The following is a 15,684-nucleotide window of genomic DNA, read 5'->3' as shown; positions in this document are numbered from 1 at the left end:
CACCAACGAAAAACGCGGCCCGAGGGACCGCGTTCGCTATCGTATCGCCAGAGGCGAAATTCTGACTTGGCGCAATCTTACTTGGCGTCGGCCTTGGCGCCCTTGGCGGGGCGGGCCTCGACGCGCTCGGCGATGCGGGCCGACTTGCCGCGGCGATCACGCAGATAATAGAGCTTAGCGCGGCGCACCTTGCCCTTGCGGATGACCTTGATCGAATCGAGGTTGGGCGAAAACAGCGGGAAGACGCGCTCGACGCCCTCGCCATAGCTGATCTTGCGGACGGTGAAGCTCTGGTTCAGGCCGCCGCCGTTGCGGGCGATGCAGACGCCCTCATAGGCCTGCACGCGGCTGCGCTCGCCTTCCTTGACCTTCACGTTGACCTGCACGGTGTCGCCGGGCTGGAAGTGCGGGATCTCGCGGCCTTCGCTGAGCTTGGCGACCTGTTCCTGGTCGAGCTGTTCGATGATGTTCACGGGTCTCTCCAATTGCCGTTGTCGCGCTTGGCTGCGCGGGCGTTCGGCACGCTGTTTTCAGTTGAGTGCGCGGGCCATACAGGAGAAGGCGCGGCTTGTCGAGCGGGTCTCGAAACGCGCCGCCCGTGCGCTGGAGCGCGCCGGTCCGGCTTGGCGACGCCTGCGCCGCAATGCATAGGCTGTCACCAACCAGACTGACAGAAACCGGGTCGAAACGCATCATGCCTCAGGACAGCATCAAGGTCGCCCTCGTCACCGGCGCCGCGCGCGGCATCGGGCTCGCCACCGCCAGGCGCTTCCTCGAGGAGGGCTGGACAGTCGCCCTGCTCGACATCGAGAGCGAGCTGCTGGCGAAGGCCGTCGCCGCGCTCGGCCGTCCGGAGGCGACGCTGGCGCTGCCCTGCGACGTGTCCGATCCCGATGCCGTCGAGGCGGCTTTTACGGCGCTGACCGCCCGCTTCGGGCGGCTCGACGCGCTGGTCAACAATGCCGGCACGGCCGTGTTCAAGCCGCTGCTGGAGACGACGCTCGCCGAGTGGAACCGCGTCATGGCGGTGAACCTCACCGGGCCCTTCCTGATGACGCAGCTCGCCGCCCCGCTGATGGCGGAAACCGGCGGCGGCGCCATCGTCAACATCACCTCGATCTCGGGCTTGCGCGCCTCGACGCTGCGCGTCGCTTACGGCACCTCGAAGGCGGCGCTCGCCCATCTCACCAAGCAGCAGGCGGCCGAGCTCGCCTCGCTCGGCATCCGGGTGAACGCGGTCGCGCCCGGCCCGGTCGACACCGCGATGGCCAAGGCGGTGCATTCGGCCGAGATCCGCGCCGATTACCGCGACGCGATCCCGCTCGCCCGCTATGGGCTGGAGGAGGAGCTGGCGGCCTCGATCTTCTTCCTGTGCAGCGAGCAGGCGAGCTATGTCACCGGCCAGGTGCTGGCGGTCGATGGCGGCTTCGATGCGGTCGGGATAGGGCTCGCGACGCTGCGGGGGGAGCGACGGAATCGGTGAAGGAGAAAATTCGATTTGGCGTTCTGCCTTAGGGCATTAGAGGTCGTTATCCGCTGACGCCAAGAACGGTTAAATGGTTGATGGCCCAAATAATTGCAAATCCAATAAAGACAGCGCTTCCGTAAAATATGGCGATGGTTCGCTTGGCTTGCCGTGGCTTTACAGCCGTGGACAGTCGCGTCGATAGCTTTATAGGGAAGTCATATTTTTGCTCGGCTTGGGCAGCTTCGTCAACTGCGGCAACCAGCATTCGAAAGTAGTAGTGTCTGTCGATCATATAGCCTACGAATAGAAATATCCATGCGAGAATAACCAGTGGCGTAGCAAAATGCATGGTTATCCCTGTGCTAGGAACGACGAGGAATTTAAATGTGTTCGACGCGAAATAGGCTAAAGCCGCGCCATATGCTGCTAAAACGGCGGTGGCTGTAAGCTGCCTTGTTCGGTGTATCGCCTCGTTGAAGTGTATTTGAACTCGAAGAACATTTCCCCACTGCTCTTTGGCCACATCGAACCTCGCTGCGGAGGGGGCATCTGCAGCATTATCAGCCTCTCCCGGGAGTCCCAACGCTGATACCCCTTAATCTGATTGGATGCGGAACTAGCCATCGGGCTCCAGTTATCCATGGGAGAGGGGAGCTGTACAAGGCGCGATCTATTTGGTCGCCAGTCTTGGACTCTTTGCCTCGCATTTGGACGAGGGCGCCGGCGACTGGGTGCCCGCAGCAAGGACGGCCCGTCTTCACATCCGCGTGGGTGCGGCGATGCGCGGCTTGCGGCGCAGAGGCCCGCTTGCATCATCCGCTCCGCGACGGGAGGGGATGCGGGATGGCACGGCGTTGGCGATGGGCGGGGCTGATCGGGCTGGTGCTGGCGGGGACGGCGCAGGCTGCCCCGCCCGAAGGCGCGGTGGCGATCGGCGGCTTCGCGATCGACGCCACCGAGGTCACGGTCGAGGCCTTCGCGCGCCATGCCGCCGCGCGCGGCTTGCAGACGGCGGCCGAGCGCGAGGGCGGCGGGCATGAATATGTCGGCGGCTGGCAGCGGCGGCCGGGCTGGAGCTATCGCAGCCCCTCGGGCAAGCCAGCGCAGCCGACGGATCCGGCGGCGCATCTGACCTGGTTCGAGGCGCGCGACTATTGCGCGGCCAAGGGCGGGCGCCTGCCGACGCTCGCCGAATGGCGCGAGGCCGCCTTCACCGAGCGCCGCGCCGCCCCGAGCGACGGCTATGAGCGCGGCCGGACCTATCCCTTCCCCGTCGGCGACCAGCCTTCAGGCATGAACCTCGCCGGCACCGATCCCGCCGCTGGCGATGTCTGGGAGCGGCACGCTCCCACGGGGGCGACGCGGCGCGGCGTCAACGGCGTCCACGACATGGGCGCCAATCTCTGGGAATGGCTCGCCGACCGGCGCGGCAGCGAGGCGCTGACCGCCGGCGGCTCCTGGTGGTACTGCCCGGCCCAGACCCGCAGCGAAGCCCCGCAGTGGAAGGCCGCGGATTTCACGGCGGTCTATATCGGCTTTCGCTGCGTTTACGGGTGAGGGGGAGTGTTCCGCGCGCTGACGGCGAAGGTCGCGGGAACCCCTCTCCCGCATCGAAGTCGGCTGTTGCCGACTTCGACACTCTGAGTGCTGATCTCGGGCAGACCCGAGATCAGTGAGAATGGCAGGGGCGTGGCGGTTGTGGCGAGGGCGCGAGGGGAGGAGCCAATATCTTATCCCCGCTGCCCGCCACACCCCTATCCTCCCATCACCTCATCTCCGAGGGGCAGCCATCCGGAAGGCAAGCCGTTGGTGGGGGTGGGCGCGGCGCCTGCGGCCAGCCTTGCGAGCTGGACTCGGGAGGCTTCGGGGCACCGCCCTGGGGGTACTACGGCCCCTGTGCGAGGAGCTCGCTGGACCGGTCGTTGGCATCATACCTTCGTCCCATGCCGGACGGCGCAACAACCCGATGAGGGGAACTGGCGCCCGAGGGCTCGCGGCGGAGGCTGGCCCTTGACCCGATAAGCGCGGCCCGGAGCCCAAAATCGCCGACAAGCGGAGCGCCACGGGGCGTGCGACGGGTGGCTCAATCCCGCCGCGCCGCATCCTGGCTCAATGGATGCGGAACTGAGACCTACGCGCCTCGCGGCGCTCCGCTGCCCCTCGTTTTCGACGCCTGCGTGCGAGCGCGGGCGGGGATTACGGCTGTGCGGTTTCGCGGGAGGGCGCGAACCCCTCCCCCTTGTGGGGAGGGGCAGGGGTGGGGGGCGAAAAGCAGCGCGCGTCCTGCGCAGGTCAGGTGGACCGTCCCTGCAACTCCGGCAGCCGCTCACACAGCGGCACCACCCCCACCCCTTCCCCACAAGGGGGAGGGGTGTGCGGCGCGGTTCTGGCGCTCCCTGGTCCCGAGATGCTCGGGACAAGCCCGAGCAGGACGCCCTGGTGGGGACGCCGCAACCGCTGACGGGACCTCTCCCCTCATGCGAGCGATCCGGATGACGCAGCTGCCGGGAGTGCGTTCTGGGTCGATAATGTTGCGCTATGTCATTTCCTGACTGCAAATCTCAGCGCTCTTAAAGTTGTTAAGCATTTTGCAGTCCTAGTCATGGTTGGCTGGGAGGTACCATGCGCGCGTCGACATTCATCATGCTGGGCACCGGCATCGTTCTGCTCGCATGCGGTTTGATGACGGGGCGAGTTCTGCTGTCTGAGCGACGCTTCTACGTGCTCGGCATCGAAGCGCGTTCGGGGGCCGAGTCGTTGCGCGACATCTCGGTTGCCGCAACCGCCATGTCGGCGGAGCGGGGGCCGACCAACGGTGTGCTCGGAACCGATCTGCCGATCCCCACGGAGCGCCGCATGGCCCTAGACCATGCGAGGCAAGCGACGGACACGGCCCTGCGCGCTGCCGACGGCTCTGCCGTGAGGCTCAGCTCTGCAGCCGCCGCGCATGTCAGATCCGCCGTGGCCGCGGCCCGCAGCAGCCTCGCGGCGGCTCGCGCGGAGGTGGATTTGCTGGCGTCGAAACCCTTGAGCGAGCGCAATGGTGATGCCCTCAATCGCGCAGTCGAGGCCATGATCGGTACCATTCCAAGCCTCGACCCAGCGTTCCGTGCCGTTGAAGGACTTGTTGCGAGCGGGAGTCCCGACAGCCTGCCGCTTCTGGCCGCGATCCGCAGTGCCACAGAGCTGCGCGATATCGTCGGTCAGGTCGGCTCTGTCTTTACCGCTCCGCTCGCGACCGGGCGGCGACTGAGCGCATCGGAGCTGGCACATTACCACCGGCTCAACGGCCATATCGACGCCTTGGTTCAGTCGATCCAACGATCACAGCTGGTGCTGGCGGCCGACAAGCCTCTCTTGCATACTCTGGCGCTGAATCTCGGCGCCAGCCGCGCTGTTGCGGCCCAGATTGTAGACCTGTCTGAGCGCAATGCGCCTTACCGCCAGACGACGGCCGAGTTCGCTGCCCAATATGTGCCCAAAATGACGAGCATCGTCGAGTTTCGCGCTTTGGTGCAGAGCCGTGTCGAATCGGCTGTCGTCGATGACGTCGCGCGCGCACAGGTTTCATCCCTACTGGCGTCGATCATCGCGATCGTCACGCTGATCGTCGTCGCCGCGATTGCCGTCTTGTTCAACCGACGCGTATCGCGGCCGCTCGACGCGATCACCCTGAGATTGCAGCGAATGTCTCAGGGCGATCTGACCGCGGCACCAATTCGCTATCGCGGCCATGACGAGATCGAAAAGGTTGCCGAGGCTCTTGAGCAACTCAGGCTGCTGACGATTGAGAAGCGCGCTGCCGCTGCTCTCAACGCCGCCGAGGAAACCCGACGAGCCCAGCACGCAGCCGAGGCCCGGGCTGTTCTGGCAGCCGAATTCGCCGATGTCGTCGGTGGCGCCGTCAACGACATGCTCCATGAGATCAGGACCTTCCGCGGCACGGCCGCTGGTCTCCAGCAAACTGCGGAGGCCGCGCGCGCCGGCATCGAAAACCTCGACGCGGGAGCAAGCCATTCGGGTCGCTCAGCGCACAGTCTGGCTGTCGCCGCAGCGCGTTCGCGCGAAACGATTCGCGAAATCGGGCGACTCGTCATCCACGCCAATGGCGTCGCCCAGGACGCCCATCACCGCGCGACCGAGGGCAGCCGCATCACGGGCGCCCTTGCCAGTAGCGCAGAGACGATCGGGAATGTGGTGACGCTGATCGGCTCGATCGCGGCGCAGACCAATCTGCTGGCTCTCAATGCCACGATCGAAGCCGCCCGCGCCGGCGAAGCGGGCAGGGGATTTGCCGTGGTCGCCTCCGAGGTCAAGCAGCTTGCCGGCCAGACGGCGATGGCCACCAGCGAGATCCGCAGTCAGATCGGCGACATCATGGCCGCGTCGCAGAACGCGATTGCCGCAAACGATGCGATTCTGACGAGGATTGATGCCATAGGCGCGGCTGTGGTTGAGGTGCTCAACGCGGTCGAGGACCAGAACGAAGTTACGGGGATCATCGCAGATGGCGCCGCCTCGGCTTTGACTGACAGTGTGGCCGTCTCGTCGGGAGTCACGGCCGCGCGCGCATTGATCAGCACGTCCGACGAGGCGGTCGTGGCTGTGTCGCAGGCCGCGCTGCGCCTGGATCACCATGCGACTTTCGTGGACGAACGGGTGAAGGTGTTCCTGACAAAGGCCTCGGCAGCCTGACAACTGCTGGGAGCGTCCTTCGCGCAGGCCATTGCTTAACGGATGCCGCCTCGCAATGATCTGAGGGTGCGAACCTTCTCGCGGGTGGCACCACGGCGAGCATCTGCGAGATGAGCTTGCCTTTAACGTTCATATGTGAACTATCTTGCTGACATATCGAGGCTGCGCTTGCGCTCGCAATCGTGGGTCCGCAATGTAGACCGTCAAAAAATGCACCGGCACGCCCGTCCGCGGGTGAAGCCGGGCGATGGGGAGGACGACGATGAACGCGACAACCGCCACACAGGCGACGACGGAGCCGCGGCCGTGGCTCGCCCATTATCCTGCGGCCGTGCCGCCGGAAATCGGCGATCCCGGCACGCTGGCCGATCTGATCGGCCGTGCCTGCGAGACCTATGCGACGCGCCCGGCCTTCGAGAGCTTCGGCAAGTCGATCAGCTTCGCCGAGACGGGCCGGGCCGCGCGGGCCTTCGCCGCCTGGCTGCAGGCGAAGGGCTACCGCAAGGGCGACCGCATCGCGCTGATGATGCCCAACATCCTGGCCTATCCGGCGGCGATCTTCGGGGCGCTGATCGGCGGCTACACGGTCGTCAACGTCAACCCGCTCTACACGGCGCGCGAGCTCGCCCACCAGCTCAATGATTCGGGCGCCCGTGTCCTGGTCGTGATCGAGAACTTCGCCCACGTGGTCGAGGAGGCGAAGCCGCAGCTGAAGATCGAGACGGTGGTCGTCGCCACCGCCGGCGACCTGATGGGCTTCAAGGGACACATCGTCAATTTCGTCGCCAGGCGCATCAAGAAGGTGGTCAAGCCCTTCAACCTGCCGGGCTTCGTGCCGCTCGCCACGGTCTTCGCCGGCTCGGATGCGATGGCGCCGGTGACGGTGACGCCCGACGACGTCGCCTTCCTGCAATACACGGGCGGGACGACGGGCGTCGCCAAGGGCGCGACGCTGACGCATCGCAACGTCGCCTCCAATGTCGAGCAATGCGGCCTGTGGCTCGGCTGGGCGCTGGAGCCGCCGCTCGGCCGCAGCGACTACCAGCACGTCATGGTCACGGCGCTGCCGCTCTACCACATCTTCGCGCTGACCTGCTGCTGCATGTTCATGCTGCGCATCGGCGCCAAGGGGCTGCTGATCGCCAATCCGCGCGACATCGCCGGCTTCATCAAGACGCTGAAGGCGAGCCGCTTCACCCTGATGTCGGGCGTCAACACGCTCTACAACGCGCTCGCCAACCACCCCGAATTCGCGCAGGTGAATTTCGACGAGCTGCGCTTCGCGGTGTCGGGGGGCATGGCGACCCAGGCCGCGGTGGCCAAGCACTGGAAGTCCGTGACGGGGCGCCCGATCATCGAGGGCTATGGCCTGTCGGAGACCTCGCCGGTCGCCTCGATCAACCGGCCCGACATTTCCGAATTCTCCGGCACGGTCGGGTTCCCGCTGTCATCGACGGAGATCGCCATCCGCGACGCCGAGGGCAATGACCTGCCGATCGGTGAATCCGGCGAGATCTGCATCCGCGGGCCGCAGGTCATGGTCGGCTACTGGAACCGGCCCGACGAAACCGCCAAGGTGATGTCGGAGGACGGCTATTTCCGCAGCGGCGACGTCGGCGTGATGCTTCCCGACGGGCAGGTCCGCATCGTCGACCGAATGAAGGACATGGTGCTGGTCTCCGGCTTCAACGTCTATCCCAACGAGGTCGAGGATGTGATCGCGATGCATCCGGGCGTGCTCGAATCGGCCGTGATCGGCCTGCCCGACGAGCATTCCGGCGAGGCCGTCACCGCCTTCGTCGTGCGCAAGGACGACGCGCTGACGGCCGACGAGCTGCGCGCCTTCTGCAAGGAGAGCCTGACCGGCTACAAGGTGCCCAAGCAGATCTTCTTCCGTGAGAGCCTGCCGAAGACCAATGTCGGCAAGGTGCTCCGTCGCGCGCTGCGCGAGGAGGTCGCCGGCAAGGGCTGATCGGTCGGGCCGATGGATCGCGGCGGCGCGTTGCCACAGTGCCGCCGCGTCCCCATGTTCCGAAACGGGGATCGCAGGCGGCCGCACCGGCACGGCCCGCTGCCCCGAACGGAGAATGGCCGCTTGACCCCCGCCTCGACCGAGCTGGCCCGGCTGCGCGCGCTCAAGCCCGGGCTTCACGTCCATGACGACCCCGCGCTGAATGCCGAGCCGCCGATCGCGCTGCTCGGCGAGGCGATCACGCCGGCCGAGGCCTTCTTCGTCCGCAACAATGGCGACGTGCCGGTGGTCGGGCGCGAGGATGACTGGGTCCTGACGATCGACGGCGAGGTCGAGCGGCCCGCGCGCTGGACGCTGGATGCGCTGCGCGCGCGCTTCGAGACGGTGACGCTGACGGCCGTGCTCGAATGTGCCGGCAATGGCCGCTCGCAGTTTTCTCCGGCCACGGACGGTTTGCCCTGGCGGCTCGGCGCGGTCGGCTGCGCGCGCTGGACCGGGGTCAGGCTCGCCGATGTGCTGGCGGAGGCCGGCGTGCGGCCGGGTGCGGTCTATGCCGGGCATCATTCGCCCGACCGGCTGATCGCCGACCCGTCCCGGCCGGCGCTGTCGCGCGGCCTGCCGATCGCCAAGGCGCTGGCGCCGGAGACGCTGGTCGCCTTCGCGATGAACGGCGAGCCGCTGGGGCGGCTGCATGGTGGGCCGCTGCGGATCGTGGCGCCGGGCTTTCCCGGCTCGGCCTGGCAGAAATGGCTCGACCGGGTCGAGCTGCGCCCTTGCGAGCATGACGGCGAGAAGATGGGCGGCACGAATTACCGCCTGCCGACCGCGCCGGTCGCGCCAGGCGAGCCGTTCGATCCAAGCCGCTTCGCCGTGATCACCGACATGCCGGTGAAGTCGCTGATCACAACGCCGCTGGAGGGCTTCACCGTCACCTGCGGCGAGACCCTGACGGTGGCGGGATTCGGCTGGAGCGGCGCGATCCCGCTCGCGGGCGTTCGCGTCTCCGGCGATGGCGGCGTGAGCTGGCAGGATGCAGAGTTGGCGGAAGGCGAGGGGCCCTTCGCCTGGTGGCGCTTCAGCGCGGACCTCGTCGTCGAGCGGGCGGGTTCGATGTCCGTCCTCGCCCAGGCCCGCGATGTGAAGGGGCATGTCCAGCCGCTCGAGATCGTCTGGAATCCGCGCGGCTACTGCAACAATCAGGTCCATCGCGTCGCCGGGACAGCGCGCGAGGGCTGAGGTCTCAGGCTGCGATCAGGGCGCGTGCGTCGGCGGCCTGCGCCGAGACCGAGACGATTTCGCCCGGCGCGGTCTCCCGCCGGAAGCGCACCAGCGTGAAATCCGGGGCGCGGCCGGTGTTGCCGCGCTCGGTGAGCACCGTCAGCGGCCGGCCGAGGCGGGCGGCGAGATGGGCGGCATGGGCTGCACCCGCGGCCTCGCGCAGCCGGGCCGCACGCTCCGCGACGACCGGGCCCGGAAGCTGCGGCATGCGCGCGGCCGGCGTGCCGGGGCGGGCCGAATAGGGGAAGACGTGGACATAGCTCAGCCCGCATTCGCCGATCAGGTCGAGCGAGCGGGCAAACATCGCCTCGTCCTCGGTCGGGAAACCGGCGATCAGATCGGCGCCGAAGGCGATGTCGGGCCGCAAGGAGCGGATCTCCGCGCAGAAGCGGATCGCGTCCTCGCGGCCATGGCGGCGCTTCATGCGCTTCAGGATCAGGTCGTCACCGGCCTGGAGCGAGAGATGCAGATGCGGCATCAGCCGATGCTCGGTGGCGAGCGCCTCGCGCAGATCGCCGTCGGCCTCCACGGCATCGATCGAGGACAGGCGCAGGCGCGGCAGCTCCGGCAGTTCGCGCAGGATCAGGCGCACCAGCCGCCCCAGCAGCGGGGCCTGGTCGAGGTCGCGGCCATAGCTCGTCAGATCGACGCCGGTCAGGACGATCTCGCGCGCGCCGCCTTCGAGCAGCGCGCGGCACTGCGCCAGCACGGCCTCGGGCACGAGCGAGCGCGAATTGCCGCGGCCGAAGGGGATGACGCAGAAGGTGCACCGATGGTCGCAGCCGTTCTGGACCTGCACGAAGCCACGCGTCTGCCGGGCGGCGCGGCCGCTTTCGACCGGCGCGAGCCGCGTATGCGCCATGATGTCGCCGACCGCGATCTTGTCGCGCAGATCGGTGTCGGCGGCGCCGAGGCTGTTCGAGCGGGCAAGCGCCGCCCAGGTCGCGGGTTCCAGCTTCTCGGCGTTGCCGATGACGCGGGCGGCTTCCGGCATCTGCGCGAAGCCCTGCGGCTCGATCTGCGCCGCGCAGCCGGTGACGACGACCGGCCGGCCCGGCTGCTCGCGATGGAGCCGGCGCACCGCCTGCCGGGCCTGCCGGGTGGCCTCGGAGGTGACGGCGCAGCTGTTGACCACGGCGAGATCGGTGAGGCCCGCGGCTTCAGCCTGACGCCGGAGCGCCTCGCCCTCGACGATGTTGAGGCGGCAGCCGAAGGTGACGACCTCGAGGGTCATCAGGCGGCGGTCTCGAACAGTTCGGGGGCGAGCGTGCCCTCCCATTCGAGTTCGACGGGGCCGGTCATCAGGACATGGCCGTCGCTCTCGCGCCATTCGATGGTGAGGTCGCCGCCGGGCAGGCTGACCACGGCCTTGCGGGCGCTGAGCTCGCGGCGCACCGCCGCGACGAGGGCCGCGCAGGCACCCGAGCCGCAGGCGCGGGTGATGCCGGCGCCGCGCTCCCAGACGCGCAGCACGATATGGTCGGGCGCGGTGACGGCGGCGAGCTCGATATTGGCGCGATCGGGAAAGATCGGGTGGTTTTCGAGCAGCGGGCCGATCTGCTCGAGATTGAAGCGGTAGGGATCGTCGACGAAGAAGACGGCGTGGGGATTGCCCATGTTGACGGCGCAGGGCGTGTGCAGGATCGGATCGTCGATCGGGCCGATCTGAAGCTCGAAATGCGCGGTGTCGTGGAAGGGCTCGGCCAGCGGGATGTCCTCCCAGTCGAGCCGGGGTGCGCCCATGTCGACGGTGAAGACGAGGTCGCTGTCGCGCCGGGCCGGCAGCAGCCCGGCCTTGGTCTGCAGGGTCAGCGCGGTCTTGGCGGCGTCGCCCATGATGGGGTCGGCCAGCATCGCCCAGGCGACGCAGCGCGTGCCGTTGCCGCAGGCGCCGGCCTCGGAACCGTCGGTGTTGTAGATCCGCACGAAGGCGTCGGTGCCGGGCGTGACGGGATCGTGCAGGACCATGAGCTGGTCGAACCGGGCGCGCGGCTCGGCCGCGATGGCGCACGCGTCGTGCTCGCTGACGCGCAGCTTCGTCCCGCGCAGGTCGAGCACGGTGATCTCGTTGCCGAGACCGTTCATCTTCAGGAACCGGCGATGGGCGAGGGCGTTCATTCCGTCACATATCCCATGGGATTGCGGGTCTATGAGGGAGGCGACGTGAAAAAGCCACCCTTGCGATGATTTCCTGGCGTAAGTGGATGTTCCATATTGCACTGCAAGAGCGCGAATCGATTTTCGCGCCGTGCTTCCTGGCAGGACGTTGACGATGCAGCATGGCCGTATTGCCGTCGGGGCGCTGGCCGCCCTTCTGAGCGTCGGCGGCGTCGCCGCCGCCCAGACGCGGGTGGCGCCGCCGGGCGCCGTCGAATCGGCACCGCTCGCGCCGCCGCCGGGCGCAGCCATGCCGGACCAACCCGTGCCCGCCCAGGCCCAGCCTGCTCCCGCGCCGACGCCGCCGGCCGCCGTGCCCGAGCCGGTCCCCGGCCCGCAGCCGGTCCAGCCCGCGCCGGCGCCGCCGCGCCCGGTGACGCCCGAGCCCGTCCAGCCGGCGCCGACGCCGCAGGTCCCGCTCGAGCCACAGCCGGTGCAGCCGCCGCCGACCCTGCCCGCGCCCGGCCCGATCCAGCCCGTGCAGCCGCCGACCCTGCAGCAGCAGACCGGCGTCCTCGATCCCAATGCGACGCTCGCCGGCAAGCGCGGCGACCAGAGCGATGTCGACGAGGTGCTGCTGGTCGCCAAGCCGGTGCTCAAGCTCTCCGGCGCGGCGAGTTGGGACGAAGGCTTCAAGCGGCTGGCCGAGAGCTTCCGCGTGCTGCGCCAGGAGGCTGAGCGTGCGCGACTGCCGGTCGCCGGGCGGCCGCTGACGCTGTTCCTGGAGACCGACGACAACGGTTTCCGCTACGAGGCGATGCTGCCGGTCGGTCCGGCGCCTGAGGGCGAGCGCAACGCGACCTTCGGCAACGGTGTCCGCCCGGGTCTGACGCCGGCGGGGCCTTCGCTGCGCTTCGTCCATGTCGCGCCCTATGACGACATCGACTCGACCTATGAGACGATCACCGCCTATCTTGAGGCCAAGGCGATCAGCGTGAAGGATGCGTTCCTCGAGGAGTATGTCGGGGACCTCACCGATCCGGCCGACCCCAATCTCGAAATCAACGTCTACGTTCAGCCGCGCTGATCACGCGCTCCCGTTCAGGCCTGCCAGCTCAGCCCCGGCCGCATCGCGCGGAAGCGCTCCTCAGCGAGGCCGGCGGCCGCCAGCGCCGCCGCCAGCGCGGCCGGCGGGCGCTCGATGCCCTCGTCGGTGAGCTGGAAGGTGCCCCAGTGGTGGCCGAGCGCCTGCTCGGCCCTGAGGGACAGCATGACCTGCACCGCCTCCTCCGGGTTCATGTGGTTGTCGCGCATGAACCAGCGCGGCTCATAGGCGCCGATCGGCAGCACGGCGAGGTGGAAGGGGCCGAGTTCGGCGCCGAGGCGGCGATAGAGCGAGCCGTCGTGATAGCCGGTGTCGCCGATGTGGAAGATGCGGGTTCCGCCGCCCTCCAGCACGAAGGAGCACCAGAGCGCCATGCGCCGGTCGAAGGCGCCGCGCGCCGACCAGTGATAGCTCGGAGCCAGCGTCACGCTCACGCCGTTGGACAGGGGCAGGCGGGCAGACCAGTCATGCGCCTCGGCGCGGGCTTCCGGAATGCGGGCCCTGACAATGGTGTCGTTGCCGAGCGGCATGATCATGCGCGGCTGATCGCGCTCATGCAGCCGCGCCAGCGTCTCGATGTCGAGATGGTCGTAATGGTTGTGCGTGATCAGGACGGCGTCGATGCGCGGCAGGTCGTCGAAAGCGACACCCGGATCGTTGACGCGGCGTGGACCGAAGAAGCTCAGCGGGCTGGCGCGCAGCGAATAGACCGGGTCGATCAGCAGGTTGAGGTCGCCGATCTGGTAGAGGAAGGAGGCGTGGCCGAGATGGACGACGCGGACGCTGTCGACGCGGGCGGGCGGCCTGTCCTTGGGCGGGGCGGGGTAGCTCTCGGGAAACGCCTCGCGATCGCGCTTCGAGGTCTGCCATTTCAGCACGTCGGCGAGCCCCTTGGTCACGGGCCGGCCGTCGGTGAAGACGGTTCCGTTGAAGTTCTCGGTCACGGGGCCCTGATAATACGGGTTGCGCGAGCGCGAGATCGAGGCCCAGGCCGCACTGCCGGTGCCGAGCAGCGCGGGGAGGCCGAGGAGGGTGAGGAGTTTGCGGCGGTTCATGCCGCAGAAAGTGGGTTCGCTCCGCCGCGGGTCAAGCCGCCATCGTTCACGGTCGCTTGACCGCCGCGCCCTTGATTGCCGTGACATGAAGCCAGGGCGTCGGCTCGCCGTCATAGCCGCCGCCGATCTCCTCGCGGAGGTCGAGGCTCTGCCAGCCCTCGGGGCCGTAGGCGGACCGCAGCCAGTCCGGCGAGGGATAGTTGAAGTAGCGGCCGAAGCGGTCCCGCCCCTCGGTCGTGCCCGCCTTGAAGCTGGCGTAGAACAGTCCGCCGGGCTTCAGCGCCCTGTGAATGGAGGCGAGGATGCCAGGCAGCGCCGTACGGGGCACGTGCAGCAGGCAGGCATTGGCCCAGACGCCGTCGAAGGTCTCGACCGCGTCGATGTCCTCGAAGAGCAGCACCTCGACCGGCCGGCCGAGACGCCGGCTCGCCTGCTCGGCCAGTTCCGGCGAGCCGTCGGTGGCGACGAGGTCGAGGCCGCGGTCGAGGAGCGCGACGCTGTCGTGACCGCCGCCGCAGCCCAGTTCCAGCACGCGGGCGCCGGGCGGCAGCGCCGCGGCGAAGGCGGCGATGCGGGCATGCTCGGCTTCGCGGGATCGGCCCGCATAGGCCTGCGCCTCGGCGGCATAGAAATCCAGCGTGGCGGTGTCGCGGGCCGTCATGATCGTTTCGCCTTCAGCGCGTGCCGCTGCGCATCGCGACGGTTGCGATGCCGGCCCCGATCAGCAGGGTCCCGCCGGTCCGGTTGATGGCTCGGATGGCGCGCGGGCTGCTGACGACGGCGCGGGCGCGGGAGGCGATGAGCGCGTAGCCGAAGGCGTTGGCGGCGGCGAGCGTCACGAAGGTCGCCTCGAAGATCAGCATCTGCGTCCAGAAATCGGCCTTCGGATCGAGGAACTGCGGCAGGAAGGCGACGAAGAAGGTGAGGCTCTTGGGGTTCAGCGCCGTGACCAGCCAGGCATGGCCGAGCATCTTCAGCGACGACACCGCATCCTCGCGCGGGCTGGCGTCGAGCGTGCCGCCGGCGCGGAAGAGCTTGATGCCGAGCCAGACGAGATAGGCCGCGCCTGCCCATTTCAGCGCGGTGAAGACGGTGGCCGAGGTCGCCAGCAGCGCGCCGACGCCGAGCATGGAGAGCGTCATCGCGGTGAAATCGCCGAGCGCGACGCCGGCCGCCGTCGGCAGCGCGGTGCGCCAGCCCTGGCCGAGCGCATAGGAGACGACGAGCAGGATCGTCGGGCCGGGAATAACCAGCAGCACTGCGGTGGCGGCCGCGAAGGCGGCCCAGGTCTCGAAGGTCATGACGATCCCCCTCTCGGCGATCAGGGCCGGCCGGCCGGCCAAGTGTCGGTGAAGACGAAACTGTCCAGCGGCTTGCGGCTGCGCGGGGCGCGCTCACGCTCATCCAGCGGTGACGGCAGTTGCGAGGCCTCGCCGACGGTGCCAACCGCGATCACCACGACGGGTTCATGGCTGGCGGGCAGGCACACGGCCTCGCGCAGCCTGGCGGAATCGAAGCCGGCCATCTGATGCAGATGAAGGCCGAGCGCCGCGGCCTGGATCGACAGATGCGCGACCGACTGGCCGAGATCGTAGCGTCCATAGAGATTGGGGCTGCCGTCGGCCTTCGTCAGCTCGGCGACGCCGACCACCAGCAGCGGAGCATGCTGCGCCCAGGTGACATTGCCCGCCGCCAGACTGCCGACGATCGCGGCAAAGCCGGCGCCGCCATGGGCGGCGTGGACGAAGCCCCAGGGCTGAAGATTGCTGGCGGACGGCGCCCAGCGGGCCGCCTCGAAGAGCGAGCCGAGCGCGGTGGCGTCGATCTTTGTGGCCGTGAAGGCGCGCGGGCTCCAGCGTTCGGCCAGCAGCGGCAGGATCGGATGGGCGGTGGTCGCCGTCTTGTTCATGATGGGCTCGGTCTCAGGCTGGTTTTCGGACTCGGCAACGCCGGCAGGTATTCTCGACAGCAGCAATCGGTAGGCCATGCCGTTCTGTAAAGGGGCAGAGGGGTT

14 protein-coding genes are annotated in these 15,684 nt (G+C 68.3%); 6 read left to right on the top strand and 8 right to left on the bottom strand.

The window, feature by feature from the left end; genetic code table 11:
• Positions 1–77: 77 nt before the first annotated feature.
• Positions 78–473, bottom strand: a complete 396-nt coding sequence (gene rplS, locus BSY19_RS21975; protein ID WP_069056014.1) for a 50S ribosomal protein L19 — start codon at positions 471–473, stop codon at positions 78–80.
• Between the two features lie 221 nt (positions 474–694).
• On the opposite strand from rplS, the gene BSY19_RS21970 reads away from it, so the two are divergent.
• The gene (locus BSY19_RS21970; RefSeq protein ID WP_069056013.1) at positions 695–1,483 is read left to right on the top strand and encodes an SDR family NAD(P)-dependent oxidoreductase; all 789 of its coding nucleotides are present in this window, start codon (positions 695–697) and stop codon (positions 1,481–1,483) included.
• A 46-nt stretch (positions 1,484–1,529) separates the two neighbouring features.
• Here BSY19_RS21970 and BSY19_RS27710 read toward each other — a convergent pair whose 3' ends face one another.
• Complete coding sequence (locus BSY19_RS27710; protein WP_150129694.1) at positions 1,530–1,991, bottom strand: hypothetical protein; 462 nt, start codon at positions 1,989–1,991, stop codon at positions 1,530–1,532.
• 320 nt (positions 1,992–2,311) lie between these two features.
• Here BSY19_RS27710 and BSY19_RS21965 point away from each other — a divergent pair, with 320 nt between their 5' ends.
• From BSY19_RS21965 to BSY19_RS21950, 4 genes are all read left to right on the top strand, one after another.
• On the top strand, positions 2,312–3,025 hold the full coding sequence (locus BSY19_RS21965) for an SUMF1/EgtB/PvdO family nonheme iron enzyme (RefSeq protein ID WP_069056012.1): 714 nt from the start codon (positions 2,312–2,314) through the stop codon (positions 3,023–3,025).
• Between the two features lie 1,065 nt (positions 3,026–4,090).
• A complete protein-coding gene (locus tag BSY19_RS21960; RefSeq protein ID WP_069056011.1) occupies positions 4,091–6,163 on the top strand; it encodes a methyl-accepting chemotaxis protein in 2,073 nt (690 codons plus the stop codon).
• Between the two features lie 262 nt (positions 6,164–6,425).
• Positions 6,426–8,135, top strand: coding sequence for an AMP-binding protein (locus BSY19_RS21955; protein WP_069056010.1), 1,710 nt, complete (start codon positions 6,426–6,428; stop codon positions 8,133–8,135).
• 123 nt (positions 8,136–8,258) lie between these two features.
• Positions 8,259–9,371, top strand: coding sequence for a sulfite oxidase (locus tag BSY19_RS21950; protein ID WP_069056009.1), 1,113 nt, complete (start codon positions 8,259–8,261; stop codon positions 9,369–9,371).
• Between the two features lie 4 nt (positions 9,372–9,375).
• Here the strand turns inward: BSY19_RS21950 and mtaB are convergent, their stop codons facing one another.
• Both mtaB and dapF read right to left on the bottom strand, forming a co-directional pair.
• Positions 9,376–10,647 (bottom strand): tRNA (N(6)-L-threonylcarbamoyladenosine(37)-C(2))-methylthiotransferase MtaB, encoded by a 1,272-nt coding sequence (gene mtaB / locus BSY19_RS21945; RefSeq protein WP_069056008.1) that lies wholly within the window; start codon positions 10,645–10,647, stop codon positions 9,376–9,378.
• Positions 10,647–11,531 (bottom strand): diaminopimelate epimerase, encoded by an 885-nt coding sequence (dapF, locus tag BSY19_RS21940; protein WP_069056007.1) that lies wholly within the window; start codon positions 11,529–11,531, stop codon positions 10,647–10,649. Before dapF ends, mtaB begins: the two co-directional genes overlap by 1 nt.
• A gap of 154 nt (positions 11,532–11,685) precedes the next feature.
• Between dapF and BSY19_RS27700 the strand changes: the two genes are divergently transcribed.
• Positions 11,686–12,597, top strand: coding sequence for a GyrI-like domain-containing protein (locus BSY19_RS27700; protein WP_150129693.1), 912 nt, complete (start codon positions 11,686–11,688; stop codon positions 12,595–12,597).
• Positions 12,598–12,611: 14 nt separating this feature from the next.
• Here the strand turns inward: BSY19_RS27700 and BSY19_RS21930 are convergent, their stop codons facing one another.
• Genes BSY19_RS21930 through BSY19_RS21915 form a run of 4 tightly spaced genes read right to left on the bottom strand, consistent with a single transcriptional unit; the run spans position 12,612 to position 15,657 of the window.
• Positions 12,612–13,670: an MBL fold metallo-hydrolase gene (locus tag BSY19_RS21930; RefSeq protein WP_069056006.1), complete on the bottom strand. Its 1,059-nt coding sequence runs from the start codon at positions 13,668–13,670 to the stop codon at positions 12,612–12,614.
• 46 nt (positions 13,671–13,716) lie between these two features.
• Complete coding sequence (locus BSY19_RS21925; protein ID WP_069056005.1) at positions 13,717–14,331, bottom strand: class I SAM-dependent methyltransferase; 615 nt, start codon at positions 14,329–14,331, stop codon at positions 13,717–13,719.
• 13 nt (positions 14,332–14,344) lie between these two features.
• Positions 14,345–14,971: a LysE family translocator gene (locus BSY19_RS21920; protein WP_069057302.1), complete on the bottom strand. Its 627-nt coding sequence runs from the start codon at positions 14,969–14,971 to the stop codon at positions 14,345–14,347.
• A 20-nt stretch (positions 14,972–14,991) separates the two neighbouring features.
• Positions 14,992–15,657 (bottom strand): nitroreductase family protein, encoded by a 666-nt coding sequence (locus BSY19_RS21915; protein WP_210184392.1) that lies wholly within the window; start codon positions 15,655–15,657, stop codon positions 14,992–14,994.
• Positions 15,658–15,684 lie beyond the last annotated feature (27 nt).

This window comes from Bosea sp. RAC05, from assembly GCF_001713455.1.
Taxonomy (GTDB): Bacteria; Pseudomonadota; Alphaproteobacteria; order Rhizobiales; family Beijerinckiaceae; genus Allobosea.
The sequence above is the reverse complement of the archived record's forward strand: the minus strand, read 5'-3'. Positions and strand labels throughout refer to the sequence as shown.